Here is a 21,831-nt window from a genome sequence, read left to right as displayed (position 1 = left end):
CGGCTATGCCTGGGAAAGCCAGCCGCCCTTGAACCCGGCACGTTCCAGCCCGGCGCGGATATAGGGGTTCTTCTGCATCGTCTTCCAGATCAGGCCGCTGCGCCAGTTCTCGATCATGCAGGCGATCGGCCCCTGGTCGATGCCGAGGAAATCGTCGGCGACCCAGCCGATATAGGGCACCACCTTGCCATGCTGCAGCTTGACGTCGGTCAGGGTCAGCGTCGGGTTGAAGCTGTCGCGAAAGCCGTAGCGGTCATAGATGGCGGTGCCATAGGTCGAGTACATGGCCCGCGCCGCAGGCAGCACGATCTCGGGCGCGAAGGCCACCGAACCCAGTGCGGCGGTGGGTGCGATCGTGCCGTCGTCGCGGTCACCGGGGCCGCGCGCCGAATAGGAGAAGAACTCACGCTTGCGCCCGTTGATCTCGCGCACGAAATCCCCCGGTCCGTCGCACGCGGTCAGCCCCCAGACATTCTCGTCATAGCCGCGCCAGCCCGCCGGATTGTTGATCGCATAGCGGCGCTGCGCATAGGTCGCGCGGCGGCTATTCTCGAAATAATCGAAGCCGCGCCGCTTGGAATAGGTATCCATCAGCCCGCGAAAGTCGATCCAGACCTGGCTGTACTGATGCCCGAACAGCGGCGGGAAGGCGGTGAACGGATTGTCGTATTTCTCGTCCCAGGACGGGTCGAACTTGGCCGTCCATGCGTCCCAGGTCGTGGGCGGCAGCGCATGGGTCGGCGAGCCCAGCGCCAGGACGTACAGGATCAGGCTTTCGTTATAGATGTTCCAGTCGGAGCCGATGAACCCGCTCTCGGGATGCCAGCCCATCGAGACGAAGGGCTGGCGCGGCGTGATCCAGTCCCATTCGACCGCGCGGTAAAGCTGGTCGGCGAGCGCGCGGATTTCCCGCTCGGCGGGGTCGGCCTCGTCGTCGAACCAGGTCTGGGCGAAGAGGACGCCGCCCAGCAGCAGCGCGGTGTCGATCGTCGACAGCTCGGTCCTGGCGAAGCGATGCCCCTTGGTGACGCCGAGGAAATGGTAGAAGAACCCCTTATAGCCGGTCATCCCCTCCTTGTCCGGCCCTTGCGGGGCGTTCGCGAAGAAGCGCAGCGTGGCCAGCGTGCGCTGCGCGGCGGCGGCTCGGGTGATCCAGCCGCGCGTCGCCGCGATCGGATAGGTGGTCAGCGCGAAGCCGACCGCCGCGATCGAGGCGAAACTGGGGGTCGGCCAGCGATCGGGGGCCAGCCCGGTCGCCTGATCGGTGGTGTTCCAGAAATAGCTGACGGTCCGGCGCTGGATATCGTCCATCAGCGGATCGCTGGCGCTCGCCGGGGTGGTGCCGACCCTGGGCAGCGCGCCGGGGAAGGCCAGCAGCGGCGCCCGCTTCGGCGCGAGCGGCCCGGCGGTGCACCCCGCCAGCCACCCCGCCCCGCCCAGCGCCGTGGCGCGCAGGATATCGCGTCGATCGAACGTCATGCGATGATTCTCGAATTGTACCGTCACCCCGGTGCTGGCCGGGGTGACGGTGGAGGACGCATCAGAAGTTGAAGCCTGCCGACAGCTTCACCGTGCGAGGCGGATTGCCGCCGATGCTGTAGGTCGACACCTCGCGATAGAGGCTCGGCGAGCCGGGCGTGCGCGTCGTGTCGCTCGGGTCGTTGTTATAGTCGACGTAATTGCGGTCGTTCATCGCGTTGATGATGTCGACGCGGAAGCGGATGCGCGTCGCATCGCTGATGAACTTCAGCGGCACATATTTGGTGAACGCCAGATCGAGCTGGCGACGGCCCCAGCGATCGCCCAGTCCAAACACTTCCGAGCCGACCAGCGTCCGCTGATACGGGGTCGCCGTGTCGAGCAGCGCACGCTGGAAGGTCGGGCTCTCGATCTGGAACTTCGCCGACATCGTCACGCCCAGCGGCGTGTCGACGCTGCCTGCCACCACGAAGCGGTGACGCGGCACCACGCCCGAGCGCAGCATCGGGTAATCCGACGCCTTGGGGAAATCGAGCAGGAAGTAGGACGACTGGTCGTTGTTCGGCCGGTTATCCACCGCCGCGGTGAAGGTATAGGTGGCGTCGATGCTCCACGGCGAGGCCGCCGAATAGGCCTTGGTCAGCTTGGCATAGGCCGAGTCCGCGCGCGTCTCGAGCCCGTTGTCGCCCAGGATGATCGCACCGTAACCGCTGGGCGCGAAGCTGGTGTTCGGTCCCTGCGGCGCGCCCGTGGTCGGCGACGGCGCGAAGAACGACCCGTCGGGACGGCGCGTGCCGAGCAGATAGACGAAGCCGTCCTTGCTGACGATCCGGGTATAACCGACCTCCAGCTCGACCGGATTGAACCGTCCGCGTAGCCCCAAGCTGAACTGGTCGGAATAGGGGACCTTCAGGTCGTTGTTGATGAAGCGGAATTCGCGCCCGCCCGGGCTGCCATTGCCGATCAGCTGCTGGCGACCGGCGTCGGTCAGGTAGATCGGGTTCCAGGGGATGCAGTTCGGTCCGGGCGTGCACGGATTGATCGTGTCGGCACCCTGGAACAGGAACTCGCGGCGCTGGAAGCGGCCATTGGCCAGTTCCTGCTGCAGGAAGTCGAACTGGTTGCGGTCGTACGACCGGCCATAGCCGCCGAACACCGCGAACCGGCCCTGCTCGTCCAAGCGATAGGTGAAGCCGACACGCGGCTGCCATGCGCCCTTGAACGCCTTCCGGTTGCTGCCGGTCGAGATATAGTCGCCGATCTTGTAATCCGCGTTGACCAGGTTCGGATAGTTGGCGGGCGACACCGCGTTGATGTTCTCGGCCGAGGTCACATAGTTCAGGAACGCCGGGGTCCGCTCATAATCCCAGCGCAGGCCGAGGTTCAGCGTCAGCCGGTCGGTCACATCCCAGTCGTCCTGCGCATACAGGCCCAGCTGGAAGTTCTTGGAACGGATGCGCGGATCGCCCAGGCTGCCATTCGCGCCGAATTGCAGGCTGTAGGGGATCTGGTCGTTGAACCCGCTCGCCGAGGGCAAGGTGGTGTCATAGAGATAGAGCGGGTTGATCAGGTTCTGCTCCAGCGAGTTGAGCGTCACCCACTTCGCCTTCGCGCCGACCTTGAACGTATGGTTCTCGACGCCGGTCCAGGTGAAATCGTCCTGGACGGTCCAGCCCCGCTGCCCCTTGTCCTGGAAGCCCAGCCCGGCGCCGGTGCGGAACAGGTCGAAGGTCGACACGCTGCTGCCGTTGCGCGTCGTGGTGCGGAACTGCTGGCCGATGCCGTTCTCGGCAGGCTGCGGCGACCAGGCGACATCCTCATAGGAGACGCGCACGTCGTTGATCCACGAGTCTTCGCTATGCTGCCAGCGCAGCATGCCGCGCTTCTCGTTGACCTTGCTCAGCGTGCGCGTGGAGAAGGCGGCATTGCCGTTGCCGATCTGCACGCCGGTCTCGTTGCGATATTTGCCGGTCAGCTCGACCAGGTCCTTGTCGGTCGGCTCGAGGTCGATCTTGCCGAAATACAGGTCCTGGCGGAAGCTCGAGTTGAACGACCCGAAAATGTCGCGATACTGGGCGGGCAGGCTCGACACCGCGACGCCGTTGGTCGGCAGGATGTCGATCGGTACCTGCCGCCGCTTGCCCTCATAGCTGACGAAGAAATGCGCGACGTCCTTGACGATCGGGCCGCCCAACGCGACGCCGAACTGCTTGTCCTCCGAGGGGATCTTGGCGATCTTGGCGGGATAGATTTCGGTCGGGCGACGGTCGCGCAGATTCTGGTTGGTGAAGTCGAAAAAGCCCTCGCCGTGGAATTCGTTGGTGCCCGACTTGGTGCCCGCGATGATCGCGACCGAGCTGACCTGGTCCAGCTCCGCCTTGTAGTTGGACGACAGCACCTGATACTCGCCAATCGCGAGCTGCGGGAACGGGTTGCCGGGCGAGCTGTCCTGGCCGGTCAGGCCGCCGCGCAGCACATAGTCCTTCTGGCTGACGCCGTCGATGAAGACGTTGACCGAGTTGCTCCCTTGCGCCCCGCCCTGGATGCGCGAACTGCCGTCCGAGCTTTCGATGAAACGTACGCCGGGTGCGAGATCGGCGAAGGCCAGGAAGTTGCGGCTGTTCTGCGGCAACTGCTCGATCAGGCGCGGCGTGATGTTGATGCCGACCTGCCCGCCGGACAGCGAGCGGATGCGGCTGCCGGTGACGATGATGTCGCCCTGCTGGGCTTCGGCGGGCGGCGGCGCGGTTTCACCGGCGGTATTGTCGCCCGGTGCGGGCTGGGCCGGTGCCGGGGCGGTGGTCAGGTCGAGGTCAAGCCCGGCATTCTGCCCGACACGCAAGGTGAACTGGTCCGAATTGCGGGTGCCGTTCTGAAGGCGGATCTCCAGCCGATAGGCGCCAGCCCGCAGCGACGGGAAATTATAGCTGCCGTCCGCGCCGGGCACGACCGTGCGGCGGAAGCCGGTGTCGACCTCGACCAGCGTCACGTCCTGCAGCGGATTGTCGGGCGCGGTGCGGATCACGCCGCGCAACGCCGCCTGCCCGGCCTGCGCCATGGCGGGCGCGCTCCAGATCGTCGCGGTGCCGAGCCCCGCCAGCATCGTCGCCCCGGCGAGCGCCAGCCTGAAAGCGTTCCGTGTCATAAACCTATCCCCTGTCCGTTTCTCTTGTTGTCTCACGCACCATCAGATGCGGGACGATGACCTCGTCCGCCCCGGTGGATGCGTCTCCCGAAGATTCTTCGCGCGCGCCCGCGATCCGCGCGGCAAGCTGCGCCACGGCCCGCGCGCCCATCGCCGCGATATCGATCGCGACGCTGGTCAGTGCCGGGCTCACCAGCCGTGCCAATGGAATGTCGTCGAACCCGGCAACGGCGACCTGTTCCGGCACCGCGATGCCGTGGCGCTTCAGCGCCATCAGCGCGCCGATCGCCATCATGTCGTTCGCGGCGAAGATCGCGTCCGCCGCCAGCGTTCCCGCCGCGACGCGTTCGCCGACCTTGGTGCCGCTGGCCTCCAGAAAGTCGCCCTCGATCACGCTCAGGGCCACGCCCGCCTCGGCGGCGGCGGCCTCCGCGCCCGCGCGCCGCTCCTGCGCGTCGAGATTGCCCGCGGGGCCGGAGATATGGACGATCCGCTTCGCCCCGCCCGCCGCCAGATGCGTGACGGCGGCGGCGGCTCCGGCGCGATTGTCGATGCGCAGGTTCAGGCTGCCGACCTGCGGCGCACAGGCCAGGAATACGGCCGTCAGCCCACGCGGCATATGCCGGGCGAGGACATCGGGGTCGAGTTCCGGCGCCATCACCACCAGCCCGTCGACCTGTCCGCGCAGCGCCGTCAGCGTGTCGAGCCCGCGCCCGTCGTGAAGCACGGTCAGCAGCAGTCCCAGTCGGCGCGTGCTCGCCTCGCGGTCCATGCCGCGCAGCAGTTCGGAGAAGAATTCGCCGTGCAGGTCGGGCAACACCACCCCGATCGCGCCGGTCCGTGCCATGCTCAGGCTGCGTGCGCCGGCATGGGGGACATAGCCCAGTTGCGCCGCCGCTTCCTCGACACGTGTACGCATCTCCGCGCGGACATGGTCGCGCCCGTTGAACACCCGCGACACCGACGCGACCGAGACGCCCGCCACTCGCGCGACGTCATGGATCGTCGCATGCGCCCTTTGCGCCGCCGGAGCGGCGGTAGAGTCACCGTGCGCCGCCGGAGCGGCGGCAGGGGCAGATGTGGGTCGGGCAGGCGACATGGCCGGCTGAAGCATCCTCTCTGTATCGCGGGCTTGTAACCGCTTACAGAAACCGCTTACATGAAGCCGACATGACAATCAATCGGTCGATTGGTCGGCGTAACGAAATCCGGACGGCGGCTTGGAATAGGATCCAGGCAACGGCGTGGACGGCATCGAAATGACGTGGAAAGGGAGCAGGATGGACGGGCAGGATCGGCGGATTTCACGGCGCGCATGGCTGGCCGGGGCGGGCGCGGCGCTGGCATGGTCGGCCAGTCCAGCACGTGCCCTGCTCTCCCTCGTCGCCGAACGACCGCTTCCCGCGACGGTCGAGGCGCTGATCCCGCGCATGACGCTGGCCGAAAAGGCCGGGCAGCTCAACCTGCTCGCCGCAGCCTGGGCGGGGGGCGCGGCGACCTCGCTCAACCCGGCGGGCGCGGCGTCGAGCTTCGACACGCAATTGCGCATGGTGCGCCGGGGTGAGCTGACCGGCGTGTTCAACGGCAATGGCGCGGAAATGGCGCGTCGGATGCAGACCGAGGCGGTGCGGCGGTCGCGGCTGAAGATCCCGCTGCTATTCGCTGCCGACGTCATCCACGGCCTGCGCACCGTCTTTCCGGTGCCGCTGGCCGAGGCGGCCAGTTTCGACCCCGATCTGGCGCGCCGAACCGCCCGCGCGGCGGCGGTCGAGGCGGCGGCCTCGGGCATCGACTGGACCTTCGCGCCGATGGTCGACATCGCCCGCGATGCACGCTGGGGGCGCGGCGTCGAGGGTTCGGGTGAGGATGTGCTGCTCGGCCGGTTGATGGCGGCGGCGCGCGTCCAGGGGTTTCAGGGCAGCGGCCTCGCCGCACCGGATGCCGTCGCGGCCTGCGCCAAGCATTTCGTGGCTTATGGCGCGGGCGAGGCGGGGCTCGATTATAACAGCGTCGACGTGTCGGAACGGACGCTGCGCGACATTTATTTCCCGCCCTTCCAGGCGGCGTTCGCGGCCGGAGCGCCGACCGTCATGGCCTCGTTCAACGATCTGTCGGGCATACCCGCCACCGGCAACCCGTGGCTGCTCGATACCGTCCTGCGCAAGGAATGGGGGTTCGGCGGACTGGTCGTCTCCGACTATACCGGCGACGAGGAACTGATCGCGCACGGTTTCGCCAAGGATGGACGCGATGCGGCGCGGCTGGCCTTCCTGGCCGGGGTCGACATGTCGATGCAGAGCGGCCTGTATCTCAAATATCTCCCCGATCTGGTCGAGAAGGGCGAGGTGCCGCTGGCCCGGCTGGACGAGGCGGTGCGCCGCGTGCTCGCGCTCAAGGTCGCGCTCGGCCTGTTCGACGATCCGTTCCGCCGCATCGACCCGGCGCGCGAAAAGGCACGGATTCGCACGGCCGAGACGCTGGCCCTCGCCCGCGAGGCGGGCGCGCGCAGCATCGTGATGCTCCGCAACCAGGGCGATCTGCTCCCCCTGCCCCGCTCGGGCAAGAGGATCGCGCTGATCGGCCCCTTTGCGGGCGGCGGGCATGACCTGATCGGGCCATGGAACGTCTATGGCACCGACCGCGAGGCCGTCGATCTGGTCACGGCGGTGCGCGAGATGCTTCCGGGTGCGACCCTGGACGATGGCAGCGATGTGGCGCGTGCCGTCGCCACGGCGCGCGACGCCGACATCGTGGTTGTCGCGATCGGCGAGACGCAGAATATGTCGGGCGAGGCGCAGTCGCGCACCGAGATCACCGTGCCCGCCGAGCAACAGGCACTGGCCGAAGCGATCGCCGCGACCGGCAAACCCTATGTCGTGCTGCTGCGCACGGGGCGCGCGCTGGCGCTGACCGGCGCGGTGGCCAAGGCTCCCGCCCTGCTGGTGACGTGGTTCCTGGGCTCGCAGGATGGCCCCGCCATCGCCGATGTGCTGTTCGGCGCGGTGTCGCCCTCGGCGCGGCTGCCGGTATCCTTCCCCCGCGCCAGCGGACAGGTTCCCTATTATTATGCGCATCGCAGCACGGGCCGCCCCAATCCGCCGGGGGCTCTCCAGCCCTACAAGACGCATTTCCGCGACCATCCGAACACTGCCTTGTTCCCGTTCGGGCACGGCCTGACCTATGGCGAGATGGTCTATTCGAACCTGCGCCTGAGCAGCCCGACGATGGGCGACACCCCGCTGACGATCCGGGCAACCGTCACCAATAGCGGTCGCATGACGGCGACCGAAGTGGTCCAGCTCTATATCCACGACGTCGTGGCCAGCGTGACCCAGCCGGTGCGCGTGATGAAGGCCTTTACCCGCGTCACCCTGGCACCCGGCGCGACACAGGAGGTGACTTTCACCCTCACCCGCGCCGACCTGTCCTTCACCGGTCGCGATCTGAAGCCGACCACCGAACCCGGCGCCTTCCGCCTCTGGGTCGCGCCATCGGCCGAGGCCGAGGGGCTTGCGGGCATGTTCACCTTGGCGTGATTGCGTCGCCCCCTTCGATCCGGACACGGTCCGGAGGGGGCGCGACAAGGCGCGGCGAACTTGCCGATCTCCTCAATGACGGGGCTTCGCCAAATCGCCGCGGCATTTCGACGCCGTTCTCAAAAATCACGTTCTGAATGACTGTAGTTGCGGTCAGCTGCGCTCCCATGCGCGGGCGAGCTGCGATAACGGTCCATGGACCCATTCGGTTTATCCATGGGATGGCCGCACGCGAGACGCGGCCGCAGTGATGCGACGTCTGCCTCAACCGAGCACTGAAACGCACAACCCCGCCATTCACCACAATAGGTAATGCGACTCATTCTCATATTTTGGTTGCACGCACTTTGCTGCGCTGCTTAATGAGAATGATTGTTAATATCTAAAGGGGTGATTCATGCTTTTGACGCTGGCCGCGATGGCAGCGCTCGGACAGCCTGTGCGCGAGGAAGACGCGACGGAGCAGCGTGATGTCGTCGTCACCGCAACCCGCGCACCGATCCAGGCCCAGGATGCGCCGGTGACCGTCTCGGTAAAGAACGCCGATGAGATTGCGGACGAACTGGCGACCGATATCAAGGATCTGGTCCGCTTCGAGCCGGGGATCAGCGTCCGGCGTGCTCCCGCCCGCTTCGGCGCGGCGCTCGGCACGACGGGCCGCGCGGGGAATGAGGGCTTCGTCGTTCGCGGCATCGGCGGCAACCGCGTCCTGATCCAGGTCGACGGCGTCCGTGTCCCCTATGGCTTCAGCTTCGGCGCGCAGGATGTCGGGCGCGGCGACTATGTCGATCTGGGCCTGATCAAGTCGGTCGAGTTTCTGCGGGGGCCCGCCTCCGCCCTGTACGGCAGCGACGGTCTGGCGGGGGCGGTGAGTTTCACCACCAGCGATGCCGTCGACATATTGGGCGGCAAGGCGTTCGGCGGCTCGCTGCGCACACAATATAATTCGGCGGACGAGGAGTTCACCCAGTCGGGGGTCGTCGCGGGCCGCTCGGGCGCGGTATCGGCGATGCTGGCCTATACGAGGCGCGACTTTTCCGAGCTGAAGAACAAGGGCGATGTCGAGGGCACCGGCGTCACCCGGACCGCACCCAATCCGCAGGATGGGCGCGCCGATGCGCTGCTCGGCAAGCTGGTCTGGAACGTCGCGCCCGGGCATCGCCTGCGCGCCACCGGCGAGTATCTCGACAACCGCATCGAAACCGACGTGCTGACCGGGATCAACCGCAATGTCGCGGGGTTGCAGGCGCGCGACACGGGAAAGCGGTGGCGCGCCGGGCTCGACTGGACCTATGACGGGGCCGGGCTCGTCCAGTTCGCGCGCGCGGCGGCCTATGTCCAGGACGCGGACAACCGCCAGTTCAGCGCCGAGGACCGGGTGACGCTGGCCGACCGCACCCGGCTCAACACGCTGGAAAACCGGGTCTATGGCGGATCGGGCGAGATAAGGCTGGGCTTTGCGACCGGCGCGATCACCCACCGGCTGGTGACGGGCGCCGATATCAGCGTGCTGCGCCAGCGAGGGCTGCGCGACGGCACGGTTCCGCCTGCGGGCGAGACCTTTCCGACGCGCGCCTTTCCGACGACCGACTTCACCCTGGCCGGGGCCTTTGTCGGGGATGAGATCGGCATCGGGCCGCTGACCCTGCATCCCGCCCTGCGCTACGACTGGTATCGCCTGTCGCCCGATCGCGATCCGCTGCTGCCCCGATTTGTCGGCGCCGCCCAATCGGCGGACCGGCTGAGCCCGCGCATCGGCGCGGTCCTGACCCTCGCCCCCGCCTTGCGCCTGTTCGCCAACTATGCGCGCGGCTTCCGGGCGCCCGAGCCGGGGCAGGTCAACCAGTTCTTCTCGAACCTGGCCTTTGGCTATACCTCGATCCCCAACCCGAACCTGCGCCCGGAAACCAGCGAGGCGATCGAGGCGGGGCTGCGCCTGAACGGCGAGGCCGTCGATCTGTCGGCCAGCGTCTTCCGGGCCGATTATCGCGACTTCATCAGCCAGGAGGTCGTGGGCGGCACCTTCACGCCCGCCGACCCCGCCTTGTACCAGTTCGTCAATCTCGACCGCGCCAAGGTGAAGGGGGCGGAGGCCCGCTTCGAGGGGCGGGCGCGCAACGGCCTGACCGGGCAACTCGCCCTGTCCTATGCCGAGGGCGAACAGATCGCCGCCAACGACGCCCGCAGGCCGCTCGCCACCGTCGATCCGCTCAAGCTGGTGATGGGCATCGGGTGGCGCGAGCCGGATCACGGGCGCTTCGGCGGCCAGGTCATCATGACGCACAGCGCGCGCAAGGCGGCTCGGGACACCACCAGCCTGTGCAGTACGGAATGTTTCCGGCCCGCCGCCTTCACGATCCTGGACGCGACGCTGTTCGCCCGGGTGACGGACGCGCTGACGCTGCGTGCGGGTATCTTCAACCTGACCAATGCCACCTATGCCTGGTGGTCCGACGTCCGCGGCCTCGGCGTGCCGCGCCCCCTGCCCATGGGTGCCGCCGATGTGCCGCCCATTGCCTTCACCCAGCCGGGCCGCAACGCCAGCGCCTCGCTCACCCTCCGTTTCTGAAAAGGGTCTATCCGATGAAGAACCGTTCGATGCTGATCGTCGCGGCGCTCGCGCTGCTGCCCGCCCCCGCCCTGGCCGATGGTCCGCTCCGGCAGACCGTCGTCGAGGCACAGGCCGCCAAGGCCGCCGACCGCGCCGACATCCTGGCGATGGCCGGAACCTATAAGGTCCGCTTCGACATGCAGGAAACGACACCCTGGGTGCCGGGCTACACGCCCCTCGACCGCAAGATTTCGGGCGGGAACGAGGTGGTTCGCGTGATCGAGGACAGGCCCGACCATATCGCGCTCCAGCATCTGCTGATCGTCGAGCATGACGGCGAGACCCATGTCATCAAGCATTGGCGGCAGGACTGGGATTACCAGCCCTCGCGCGTGCTGGTCTATGCCGGTCAGGGCCAATGGGTGTGGGAAGCCGTGCCCGAACGGATGCGTGCCGGGCGCTGGTCGCAGACGGTCTATCAGGTCGATGACAGCCCGCGTTATGCCGGATGGGGCCAGTTCGAGACGCAAGGCGGCGTCCGCCGCTGGCGATCCAACTGGACGTGGCGCCCACTGGCCCGCCGCGATGCCGTCCGCCACCCGGTCTATGACCGCTATTACGCGATCAACCGGCACCAGCCGACGCCGACCGGTTGGGTGCATTGGCAGGACAATATGAAGATGGGCCTGAAGGACGGCAAGCTCGTCCCCATCGTCCAGGAATCGGTGCTGAACACCTATGAACGCTTCGACGGCTTTGATGGGAAGGCGGCCGACGATTACTGGGCGAAGACGAAGGATTATTGGGCCGCCGTGCGGGCGGCCTGGAGCCGGGTGGCCGATACGAAGGGCGGCATCGCGATTCAGGAGCAGGCGGAAACCGGGACGGTCATCAGCGGTCGTCTGCTGACCATCGCCGACGACATTCGGTCGGGCAAGATGACCAGCGGGGCCGGAACGGCCGAGGCGACCGCGCTGATCGATCGGAACACCAAAAGGATCGGATGATCAGGACGGACCGCTGCCCTCGGTCGCGGGTGCGGCCTTGGGCAGGTCCACCTTGATCTCGACCCGGCGGTTCTTGTCGCGCCCCTCCGGATCGTCCGAGCCGTCGAGCTTGCGGTTGGGGGCGATCGGCCGTGCCTCGCCCAGCGCGATGACGGTGATCCGCTCCGCCGCGACGCCCTTCTTGACCAGATAGTCTCGTGCCGCCTCGGCCCGCTTGCGCGAGGCGATCAGATTGGAGGCGTCCGAGCCGGAGGAGTCGCTATGCCCCCAGATGGTGATCGGCCCGCCCAGCGCGAGCACGGGATCGGCGGCCAGCGTGTCGAGCAGCGCGATCCCCGCCGGATCGGGCTGGGCGCCCTTGGCCGGGAACGGAACGGTCAGTTCGACCGGCTCGGCGGGCGGGGTCGGAGTGGGCGAAGGTTCGACATCCGGGCGGATGATCGACTTCTTGGCCTCTTCCGGTTCCTCCGCCGCGACCGCGTTGCCCGGCATGGCCATGTTGCTTTCGGCTTCGACATTGGCCGGGGCTTCGGCGGCTTCGTTCGCGGCCGGTTCGCGGCTCGGCTGACAGGCGGCGATGCCCAGCGCGATCAGGGCCGTCGCGACGGCGCGAGCGGCCCGGATGTTCCCCGTCGGTATCGTCATGCGACAACCTCTCCCGTTTCGAAGACCTGATTAGCGTCCGGATCGCCGTGACGCGAGGGGCCATAGGATATGACGATATCGCCATTTTGCGGCGCCGGCCGGGCGGCATGGGTGAAGAAGCGGATCAGACCGTCCTTGCGCAGCACGAGCAGCATGTCGGCCTCGTCCGGCAGGATCGACCGGGCATGGTCGAACTTGAACTGCTCGCTGATCCGCGTCTTGCGGAAGGTCCAGCCCGCCGCCTCGCGCCGCAGGATGTCCTCGACGCCGTGCCCGGCGGTAAACATCGCGCGGCCGCGAAGGGCTTCGGGCAGGCGGCGATGATCCTCATGGTCGCCGCTGCCGCCCAGCTGATAGACCGAGTCCCGGCCGATATCGTGCGCGAACTCGCTACAGACCAGGGCGTTATACGCCTCGTTCTCGGTCGTCGCGACCAGCACCTGGAATTGGGTGAGGTCGAGCCGTTCCTCGGTCGTCTCGGCCAGGATCTCGCCATGATAGGTCTCGATCCCCGCCTGACGCGCAGCCGACAGACGCTGCCAGCTGGTGTCGACGATCATGACGGGCAGGCCAAGCGACTGGATCTGGCGGGCAAGCGAGATGCTCCACGGCGTACTGCCGACGATCAGCAGCCCCTTCTGCGTCGCCCCCGTCACCTTCAGCCAGCGCGCGACGTGGCGGATGCTGAAACCGTGCGCGACGATCGTCGCGACCACCACCGCAAAGGACAGGGTGACGAGGATATTGCCGTTGCCATAGCCCAGCTGGTCGAGGCGCAGCGCGAACAGACCCGACACCGCCACCGCGACGACGCCGCGCGGCGCGATCCAGGCGATCAGCAACCGCTCGTTCCAGGGCAGCTTGCTGAAGGCCAGCGCGATCAGCACGGTCGCCGGGCGGACCAGGAACAGCAGCGCGAAGAGGAAGGCGGCGAAGCGCCATTCGAACAGGCGCAGCACCTCGAAATCCAGCGAGGCGGACAGCAGTACGAACACGCCGGAGATGAGCAGGACGGTCACATTCTCCTTGAACGGATGAATGTCGCGCAATGAGTCGAGCCGCATATTGGCGATCGCGATGCCCATGACGGTCACTGCGAGCAGCCCGGTTTCCTGCTGGATCAGGTTGGACAGGACGAAGGTGCCGATCACCGCGACCAGCAGCACCGGGGCCTTGAGATATTCGGGCACATGGCCGCGCGGAAAGGCCCAGGCGATGGCTCGCGCCATGCCATAGCCGATCAGCCCCGACACCACCGCCGCGCCCAGCAGCGCGATGACGACCGACGCCAGCGTGCCCCCCTCGTCGACGCGGCGCAGATATTCATATGTGATGACGGCGCACAGCGCGCCGAACGGATCGTTGACGATCGCCTCCCACTTCAGGATGGCGCGGGGGCGCGCCGCGATATTGCTCTGGCGCAGCAGGGGGATGACGACGGTCGGCCCCGTCACCACCAATATGCCGGCGAACAGGATCGCCACCGGCCAGACCAGCCCCGCGACATAATAACAGGCCAGCGACCCCAGCACCCAGCCCAGCGGGATGCCGATCATCATCAACCGCGTGACCGCCCCTTCGGTCTTGCGCAGTTCCCGAAAATTGAGGCTCAAGCCCCCCTCGAACAGGATCAGCGCGACCGCCACCGAGATCATCGGTTCCAGCAGATCGCCGAAGGTATGTTCGGGAATGATGAGCCCGGTGATCGGTCCGGCGATGACACCGGCGGCCAGCATCAACGCAATGGCGGGCCACCCCGTCCGCCACGCGATCCACTGCGCGCCGATTCCCAGAACGCCGATCAGCGCGAAGACAAGTGCTTGTTGTTCCATGGTGCCGTGTAACCCATAGACTCCCCAAAGGTAACCGCAGCCCCGCCATATGCGGCGCGCCGGGCGCAATCCGCCGACAAGGGATAACGCTTGACCTGAAGCATATCGAAGGGTTGTACCGCCGCCTACAGTTGCACAGGCGTCGCAAGTCGGTAATTTCGGCGTCCCTTCCACCTCAACGCCATGGCGGGATCATCGATGGACCGTGACGACAGCGACGCGCCCGAAAGACGCAGGCTTGCGGCGCTGGATCGCTACGGCGTGATGGACACGCCGCGCGAGCCGACCTTTGACGAACTGGCGGCGTTGACCGCCAGGCTGTGCGATACTCCGATCGCGGTCGTGAACCTGGTCGGCGATGGACGCCAGTTCTTCAAGGCGGAGGTCGGCCTGGGGGTGCGCGAGACGCCGCTGCACAGCTCCTTCTGCGCACACGCCCTGCTGGAGGAGGATTTCCTGGTCGTCCCCGATCTGCGTGACGATGCCCGGTTCGCCTGCAATCCGCTGGTCATGGGGTCTCCGCACATCCGGGCCTATGCGGGTGCCTTGCTGAAGACCGGGGACGGTCTGGCGATCGGCACGCTCTGCGTCCTCGACTATCGCCCGCGCGAATTCACCGATGTGCAGCAGGAAACGCTGCGCGTGCTGGCGCGGCAGGTGATGGCGCAACTCGATCTGCGCCGCTCCGTCGAGGAACTCGACCGACAGAATGAGGCCCTGCGAGCCAGTGAGGAACGGATGCGTCTGATCCTCGACAGCGCGCGGGATTATGCGATCATTGCGACCGATACCGAGCGGCGGATCACCAGCTGGTCGGCGGGCGCGCAGGCGATCTTCGACTGGCGCGACGGGGACGTGCTCGGCCGCCCCATCGACGAGATTTTCGTGCCCCAGGACCGAGCCGATGGCATTCCGGCCCGGCACATGGCCCGCGCCGCCGCGGAGGGTTGCGCGCCGGACCTTCGCTGGCATCGCAAGCCGGACGGCAGTCTCGTGCTGCTCAACGGCACAACCCATCCGATCAGGGACGGCGGCGACCGGATCATCGGCTATCTGAAGATCGGCCGGAACGAGACCGAGGACCGGGCGCGGGACGCCGAACTGGCCCGGACACGTGTCGAGCTGGTCGACAGCGAGGACCGGTTCCGCAACATGGCGGACCATGCGCCGGTGATGATGTGGATCACCGATGCGAACGGTGTCTGCACCTATCTCAACCGCCGCTGGTACGAATATACCGGTCAGACATGTGACGAAGCGCTGGGCTATGGCTGGCTCGACGCCACCCACCCCGACGACCGGGCCGAGGCGGAGCGTATCTTCGGCCAGGCCAATACGACGCATACCTCGTTCCGCATCGACTATCGCCTGCGCCGGGCGGACGGGTCCTATGGCTGGGCGATCGATGCCGCCTCGCCGCGTTTCGGCCCGGATGGCGAGTTTCTGGGCTATATCGGCTCGGTCATCGACATTGCCGACCGGCGCGCGGCCGAGGATGCCCTGCGTCACGCCAATGCCATGCTCGCGGCGGTCATGGAGGCGGTGCCCGGCGTCGTCTATGCCAAGGACAGCAGCGGCCGGATGCTCGCCGCCAATCGCGGGACGGTCGAACTGGTCGGCAAGCCGATCGAGGCGATCATCGGGCGGACCGACCTGGAATTCCTGGACGACCGGGCGCAGGCGGAAATCGTCATGGCCAATGACCGGCGGGTCATGACCGAAGGCCGGACCGAAGTGCTGGAGGAACAGGTCGACTTTCCGGACGGGACGCACGCGACATGGCTGTCGACCAAGGCGCCGTTCCGCGATGCGGCGGGCCATGTCGTCGGACTGGTCGGCTCGTCGATCGACATCACCGAGCGCAAGCGGGCCGAGGAAGCGCTGCAGCGGATGAACGAGACGCTGGAGGACGAGGTCGCCGAACGCACCGCCGAGCGCGACCGCATGTGGGACACCTCGCCCGACCTGATGCTGGTCATCGACTTTCACGGCGTGGTCCGGCGGGTCAATCCGGCCTGGACCAGCCTTCTGGGCTATGATCAGGCCGAACTGGTCGGCCGTCACGTCAACGAATTCGTCGTGTCCGAGGATCATGACGACACGGTATATGCCTATGAACTGGCGGCGAACGGCGGCAAGCCGGTGGTGCAGAACCGCTATCGTCACAAGGACGGCTCGATCCGCTGGATTTCCTGGAACGCAGCGCCTGCCGGCGACATGACCTATGCCACCGGCCGCGACGTGACCGCGCAGAAGGAACAGGCGCTCGCGCTGGTACAGGCCGAGGAACAGCTTCGCCAGGCGCAGAAGATGGAGGCGGTGGGCCAGTTGACCGGCGGTCTGGCGCATGATTTCAACAATCTGCTGACGGCGGTGACGGGCGGCCTCGAACTGCTCGCCATGCGGATCGCCAAGGGGCAGCATGACCAGCTCGACCGCTACATCTCCATGGCGCAGAACGGGGCGCACCGGGCCGCCGCGCTGACCCAGCGGCTGCTCGCCTTTTCGCGGCGACAGACGCTGGCGCCCAAGCCCACCGATGTCGACCGCCTGATCGCGGGGATGGAGGACATCATCGTCCGCACCATCGGCCCGGCCATCGAGGTGAAGTTCGTCTCCGCCCCCGGCCTGTGGCCGATCCTGGTCGACGCGCCGCAGCTGGAAAGCGCGCTGCTGAACCTGTGCATCAACGCACGCGACGCCATGCCCGAGGGCGGCAAGCTGACCATCGAGACCGCCAACAAGACGCTCGACGCCCGCGCGGCGGCGGCGCAGGACCTGCCCGCAGGCGACTATGTCTCGCTGTGCGTCACCGATACCGGCACCGGCATGACGCCCGAGGTGATGGAGCGCGTCTTCGACCCCTTCTTCACCACCAAGCCGATCGGCGCGGGCACCGGGCTGGGCCTGTCGATGATCTATGGTTTCGTCCGCCAGTCGGGCGGCCAGGTCCGCATCTATTCGGAAGTCGGCACTGGCACCACGATGCGGCTATACCTGCCCCGCCTGCCCGGCGAACCCGAACTGGCCGATCCGCACGAAACCTCCGCGAACCGGCACCGCGCGCATGCGGGGGAGACGGTCCTTCTGGTCGAGGATGAAAGCGCGATCCGCGATCTGGTCGGCGAGGTGCTGCGCGATGCCGGATACCGCGTGCTGACCGCCAGCAACGGTCCGATGGGCGTATCGCTGCTCCAATCGGACGAACGGATCGACCTGCTGGTCACCGATGTCGGCTTGCCGGGCGGGCTGAACGGCCGCCAGGTCGCCGATGCGGGCCGGGCGGTTCGCCCAGCACTCAAGATCCTGTTCGTCACCGGCTATGCCGCCAATGCGGCGGTCGGCGCCGGCCATCTGGATGAGGGCATGGAGGTGCTGACCAAGCCGTTCAACGTGTTGGAACTGGAACGCCGCGTCGGCGAGATGCTGTCGGGCTGAAGCGCGCCCTGCCCCTATAGCCCGACCCGGTCGATCATCGTCGCGAGTTCGACCGGAAGCGCCGTCTCGCCCTTGGGGAGCAGCCGGTTGAGGGCCGTCTGCACGCGCTTGCGCGCGACCTGATACGCCTTGTGCCGGATCGATCGGGTCGCATTGGTTCGCCAGGACGGGCTCTCGCCGAGCAGCGCCTCCCACTTGGCCTCCTCCGCCTCCAGGATCGACAGCGCCAGCCGCAGGCCGTCACGCCGCCCGCGTGCATAGTCGTCGGATTTCTCTGCTTTCTCCATCGCCCTGCACGCTGCCCCCGATCCGGGTTCGAGGCAAGTCGGCGGTCAGGCCCGGCGCGAACGCGGGCGCGGCACCAGCCGGTCCAGCGCATCGGCATTGTCGCGGCCCCAGCCATACAGCAGCTCGACCGGCTCGACGAAGCGCTGACCCAGATCGCTCAGGCGATACTCGACCATCGGCGGCATGCTGCTCTGGACATGGCGGGTCAGCAGCCCGCTGCCCTCCATGTCGCGCAGCGTCTGGGTCAGCATCTTTTTCGAGATGCCCGGCAGGCTGCGCTGGAGGACGCCCGTCCGTGCGACGCCGCCATGGCGGGCGTGCAGCGTATGCAGCACCATGCTGGTCCATTTCGTCGCGAACAATTCCAGCACGCGGCGCGGGGCACAATCCTCCCGCCATTCCTCATCGCGTGATCCCGGCTGCATATGGTTACCTTCTGGTGCCTGGGGCCCCAGATGGTGCCGTCTGGAAGTGCTGTCCACCCATGCCTAGCTGAAACCCCTGACAAAGGAGGCTTTTATGGCGAAGACGGCATTGGTGGTGGGCGCGAGCGGGATCGTCGGCAGCGCGACGACGGCGCTGCTGGTGGAACGGGGCTGGACGGTGCATGGCCTGGCCCGCCGACCGACCGAACAAGCGGGCGTGCATCCGGTCGCCGCCGACCTTCAGGACCCGGACGCGACGGCGGCGGCACTGCGCGACGTGAATCCCGATGCGGTCTTCATCACCACCTGGGCCCGGCAGGACAGCGAGGCGGAGAATATCCGCGTCAACGCCGCGATGGTGCGCAACCTGCTCGACGGACTGCGCGGAGGCACCGGTCCGCGCCATGTCGCTCTGGTCACCGGTCTCAAACATTATCTCGGGCCGTTCGAGGCCTATGGCAAGGGCACGCTGCCGCAGACGCCGTTCCGCGAGGAACAGGGTCGGCTGGACGTCGAGAATTTCTACTATGCGCAGGAGGACGAGGTGTTCGCGGCGGCCAGGCGCGACGGCTTCACCTGGAGCGTGCACCGTCCGCATACCGTGATCGGGCTGGCGGTCGGCAATGCAATGAACATGGGCACGACGCTGGCGGTCTATGCGACCTTGTGCCGCGAGACGGGGCGGCCCTTCACCTTTCCCGGCTCGGCCGCGCAATGGTCGGGGCTGACTGACATGACCGATGCCGGGCAACTTGCCCGCCATCTTCTCTGGGCGACGGAGACCGAGGCGGCGCATGACGAGGCGTTCAACGTCGTCAATGGCGATGTCTTCCGCTGGCAATGGATGTGGAGCCGCATCGCCGACTGGTTCGGTGTCGAGGTCGCACCGTTCGACGGCATCGTGCGGCCGCTGGAGCAGCAGATGGCGAACGATGCCGCATTGTGGCGCGAGATCGCCACGCGCGAGGGGCTGGCCGAGCCCGATCTGAACCGCCTTGCCTCGCCCTGGCACACCGATGCCGATCTGGGCCGCCCGATCGAGGTCGTGACCGACATGTCCAAGAGCCGACGGCTGGGTTTCACCGGCTATCAGCCGACCGACGACGCGTTCTTCGCGCTGTTCGAGCGGCTCCGTGCCGACCGCCTGATTCCGTAAGGGAAAAGGCTGGCCTGCGGTGTCAGGAATATGAGTCGCACCCGCGGCACGCCCCGCAAACGTCGCCTGCCCGCTTCGAACGGCTGGCAGGCGACCTCGGCAAAAAATATTTTCGGCTTGCCGTCGATCAGCAACTGATACCGCCGTCACAACACATCACAATAACCTATGATAGCGCTATTATTCCGTGATCCCGCGCCGCCGCGTAATTTTTGGCATGTTGAAGCCACTTAGACCAAAGAAATACCAATACCATACCATAATGACGTGGGCCGGAGGGAATCCGTCGGGCGCCCCCGGCCCCCTTCAGAGGCGTCGATTTGTGACGGATCGGTGTCGCGCCGATTTATAAACTGTTAGAAATTTCCATGTGACCCGTACCGATCTTGACTGAGATCAATGTCGGAAAACGGGGAAATCATGCGGGCCACGATCAAATTCAAACTGGGTGCGACATTCGCGATAGTGCTCACATTGCTGCTGGGCATGGCGGTCCTTGCCGCCTCGAAATTGAGCGAAATGAACGATGTCACGACCCAGATGGTTGCTGGCCCGGTGGCCCGGCTGGACCGCGCCGAAACGCTGAACGAGCGGATCAGCTACGCGGTTCGTATGGAGAAGAATCTCGCGCTGACGAATGACGACGAACAGATGCGGGTGTTCGATGGCGAGTTGATGCACGCCCGGTCCGACATAAAGGCGCTGGTCGAAACCGGCCTTGCGAATGCGACGCCTGCGGGTCGCCCGATCTGGACCGGGATCAGCGAGAGTTACACGGCCTGGCTGCCCGTCAACGATATGGTCCGCCATCTCGGACTGGCCAATCACAATCAGGAAGCCGGCGCATTGTCGATGACCAAATCGCGTGAACTGGCCGTGAAAATCAGCCAGGGAACGCAGCAGCTGGTCAAGATCGCCAAGGCCGACATGGACGCGGCGAAGCAGAATGCCGACGCGATCTATGACAGTTCGCGCAACACGCTGGCCGTCATCTCGGGCCTGGCGCTGGTGATCGCGCTGGCCGGTGCGATCTGGATTGCGCGGATCGTGTCGCAGGGGCTCAAGAAGATTTCGGTCGCGATCGCGGCGGTGGCGACCGGCGATATCGAACAGGAAGTATCGGTCGCCACCAATGACGAGATCAAGGATCTGGTCGACACGGTGAACCACATGACCGCCAATCTGCGCCAGAGCGCGCGGCTGGCCGACACCATCGCCGAGGGCGACCTGAGCATCGATCACCAGGCGCTGTCGGACAAGGACCTTCTTGGCCACGCCCTGATCCGCATGACCACCAACCTGCGCAAGTCGGCGGAACTGGCCGAGACGATTGCGGGCGGCGACCTGACCGTCAACCACCGGCCGCTGTCGGACCGGGACTCGCTGGGCCAAGCGCTGGTCATGATGATAGAGCGACTGCGCGGTGTCGTCGGCGACGCCACGCTGGCCGCCAAGAACGTCGCGGCGGGCAGCCAGCAGCTGTCCTCCTCGTCGGAACAGATGTCGCAGGGCGCGACCGAGCAGGCGGCGGCGGCCGAGGAAGCCTCCGCGTCGATGGAACAGATGGCGGCGAACATCAAACAGAATGCCGACAATGCCAGCCAGACCGAGAAGATCGCCCGCCAGTCCTCGCAGGACGCCGAGATCAGCGGCGCGGCCGTGCAGAAGGCCGTCGGCGCGATGCGCACCATCGCCGAGAAGATCAGCATCGTACAGGAAATTGCGCGCCAGACCGACCTGCTCGCGCTGAACGCCGCGGTCGAGGCGGCGCGTGCGGGCGAGCATGGTCGCGGCTTTGCGGTCGTGGCGGCCGAGGTCCGCAAGCTGGCCGAACGGAGCCAGGTTGCGGCGGGCGAGATCAGCGGCATGTCCTCCGACACCGTCGCGGCGGCGCAGCAGGCCGGGGAAATGCTTGGCTCGCTGGTGCCCGACATTCGCCGTACCGCCGAGCTGGTCGCCGAAATCAGCGCCGCGTGCCGTGAACAGGATATCGGCGCCACCCAGATCAACGCCGCGATCCAGCAGCTCGATCAGGTCACGCAGCAGAACGCGGCCGCCTCCGAGCAGATTTCCGCCACCTCGGAGGAACTTGCCAGCCAGGCCGAGGAGCTGGAGGAGAATATCGCCTTCTTCCGCATCGACAACGGCACGGGCCGCGCAGGCCGCACGCCCGCCCCGGCACGAGCGACGACGCCCGCCAAAAAGGCCAAGCCCGCCGCCCGGACGAACGTGGTCGCCGACCAGCAGGCCCGCATTCGCGGCTTCGCGCTGGACATGTCGTCCGGCGGCCCGGACGGCGAAGACGCCGATTTCGGCCGCGCCGCCTGAC

The 21,831-nt window shown here is 66.8% G+C and carries 13 protein-coding genes; 6 read left to right on the top strand and 7 right to left on the bottom strand.

Annotated features, from left to right (window positions below; all coding sequences use genetic code 11):
* Nucleotides 1-3 precede the first annotated feature (3 nt).
* The 3 genes from ACQR50_RS04835 to ACQR50_RS04825 form a co-directional block, all read right to left on the bottom strand.
* Nucleotides 4-1,479, bottom strand: coding sequence for a glucoamylase family protein (locus tag ACQR50_RS04835; protein ID WP_428970015.1), 1,476 nt, complete (start codon nucleotides 1,477-1,479; stop codon nucleotides 4-6).
* A 61-nt stretch (nucleotides 1,480-1,540) separates the two neighbouring features.
* Entirely contained in the window at nucleotides 1,541-4,624 is a 3,084-nt protein-coding gene (locus ACQR50_RS04830; RefSeq protein ID WP_428970014.1) for a TonB-dependent receptor, read from the bottom strand.
* A gap of 4 nt (nucleotides 4,625-4,628) precedes the next feature.
* Nucleotides 4,629-5,738: a LacI family DNA-binding transcriptional regulator gene (locus ACQR50_RS04825; protein ID WP_428970013.1), complete on the bottom strand. Its 1,110-nt coding sequence runs from the start codon at nucleotides 5,736-5,738 to the stop codon at nucleotides 4,629-4,631.
* A 166-nt stretch (nucleotides 5,739-5,904) separates the two neighbouring features.
* On the opposite strand from ACQR50_RS04825, the gene ACQR50_RS04820 reads away from it, so the two are divergent.
* The 3 genes from ACQR50_RS04820 (at nucleotide 5,905) to ACQR50_RS04810 (ending at nucleotide 11,718) form a co-directional block, all read left to right on the top strand.
* Nucleotides 5,905-8,160, top strand: a complete 2,256-nt coding sequence (locus ACQR50_RS04820) for a glycoside hydrolase family 3 N-terminal domain-containing protein (protein WP_428970012.1) — start codon at nucleotides 5,905-5,907, stop codon at nucleotides 8,158-8,160.
* Nucleotides 8,161-8,557: 397 nt separating this feature from the next.
* Nucleotides 8,558-10,729 (top strand): TonB-dependent hemoglobin/transferrin/lactoferrin family receptor, encoded by a 2,172-nt coding sequence (locus ACQR50_RS04815; protein ID WP_428970011.1) that lies wholly within the window; start codon nucleotides 8,558-8,560, stop codon nucleotides 10,727-10,729.
* Nucleotides 10,730-10,743: 14 nt separating this feature from the next.
* Nucleotides 10,744-11,718 carry a DUF6607 family protein gene (locus ACQR50_RS04810; RefSeq protein ID WP_428970010.1) on the top strand — a complete coding sequence of 325 codons (975 nt, stop codon included), beginning with the start codon at nucleotides 10,744-10,746 and terminating at the stop codon, nucleotides 11,716-11,718.
* Here ACQR50_RS04810 and ACQR50_RS04805 read toward each other — a convergent pair whose 3' ends face one another.
* Together ACQR50_RS04805 and ACQR50_RS04800 are read right to left on the bottom strand one after the other, a co-directional pair.
* Nucleotides 11,719-12,363, bottom strand: coding sequence for an OmpA family protein (locus tag ACQR50_RS04805; protein ID WP_428970009.1), 645 nt, complete (start codon nucleotides 12,361-12,363; stop codon nucleotides 11,719-11,721).
* The gene (locus ACQR50_RS04800; protein ID WP_428970008.1) at nucleotides 12,360-14,195 is read right to left on the bottom strand and encodes a cation:proton antiporter; all 1,836 of its coding nucleotides are present in this window, start codon (nucleotides 14,193-14,195) and stop codon (nucleotides 12,360-12,362) included. Before ACQR50_RS04800 ends, ACQR50_RS04805 begins: the two co-directional genes overlap by 4 nt.
* Before the next feature lie 183 nt (nucleotides 14,196-14,378).
* Here ACQR50_RS04800 and ACQR50_RS04795 point away from each other — a divergent pair, with 183 nt between their 5' ends.
* Nucleotides 14,379-17,633: a PAS domain S-box protein gene (locus tag ACQR50_RS04795; RefSeq protein ID WP_428970007.1), complete on the top strand. Its 3,255-nt coding sequence runs from the start codon at nucleotides 14,379-14,381 to the stop codon at nucleotides 17,631-17,633.
* 14 nt (nucleotides 17,634-17,647) lie between these two features.
* On the opposite strand, the gene ACQR50_RS04790 is transcribed toward ACQR50_RS04795, so the two are convergent.
* Nucleotides 17,648-17,920, bottom strand: coding sequence for a hypothetical protein (locus ACQR50_RS04790; RefSeq protein WP_184105356.1), 273 nt, complete (start codon nucleotides 17,918-17,920; stop codon nucleotides 17,648-17,650).
* Nucleotides 17,921-17,965: 45 nt separating this feature from the next.
* The gene (locus tag ACQR50_RS04785) at nucleotides 17,966-18,346 is read right to left on the bottom strand and encodes a winged helix-turn-helix transcriptional regulator (RefSeq protein ID WP_428970006.1); all 381 of its coding nucleotides are present in this window, start codon (nucleotides 18,344-18,346) and stop codon (nucleotides 17,966-17,968) included.
* A gap of 94 nt (nucleotides 18,347-18,440) precedes the next feature.
* Between ACQR50_RS04785 and ACQR50_RS04780 the strand changes: the two genes are divergently transcribed.
* Together ACQR50_RS04780 and ACQR50_RS04775 are read left to right on the top strand one after the other, a co-directional pair.
* A complete protein-coding gene (locus ACQR50_RS04780) occupies nucleotides 18,441-19,502 on the top strand; it encodes an SDR family oxidoreductase (RefSeq protein ID WP_428970005.1) in 1,062 nt (353 codons plus the stop codon).
* 420 nt (nucleotides 19,503-19,922) lie between these two features.
* Complete coding sequence (locus ACQR50_RS04775; protein ID WP_428970004.1) at nucleotides 19,923-21,830, top strand: HAMP domain-containing methyl-accepting chemotaxis protein; 1,908 nt, start codon at nucleotides 19,923-19,925, stop codon at nucleotides 21,828-21,830.
* The last annotated feature ends 1 nt before the right edge of the window (nucleotide 21,831 follow it).

Origin of the sequence: Sphingomonas sp. Xoc002 (assembly GCF_050408055.1) — a bacterium.
GTDB classification, from domain to species: Bacteria; Pseudomonadota; Alphaproteobacteria; order Sphingomonadales; family Sphingomonadaceae; genus Sphingomonas; species Sphingomonas yabuuchiae.
This window is presented reverse-complemented; position numbering and strand designations above follow the sequence as displayed.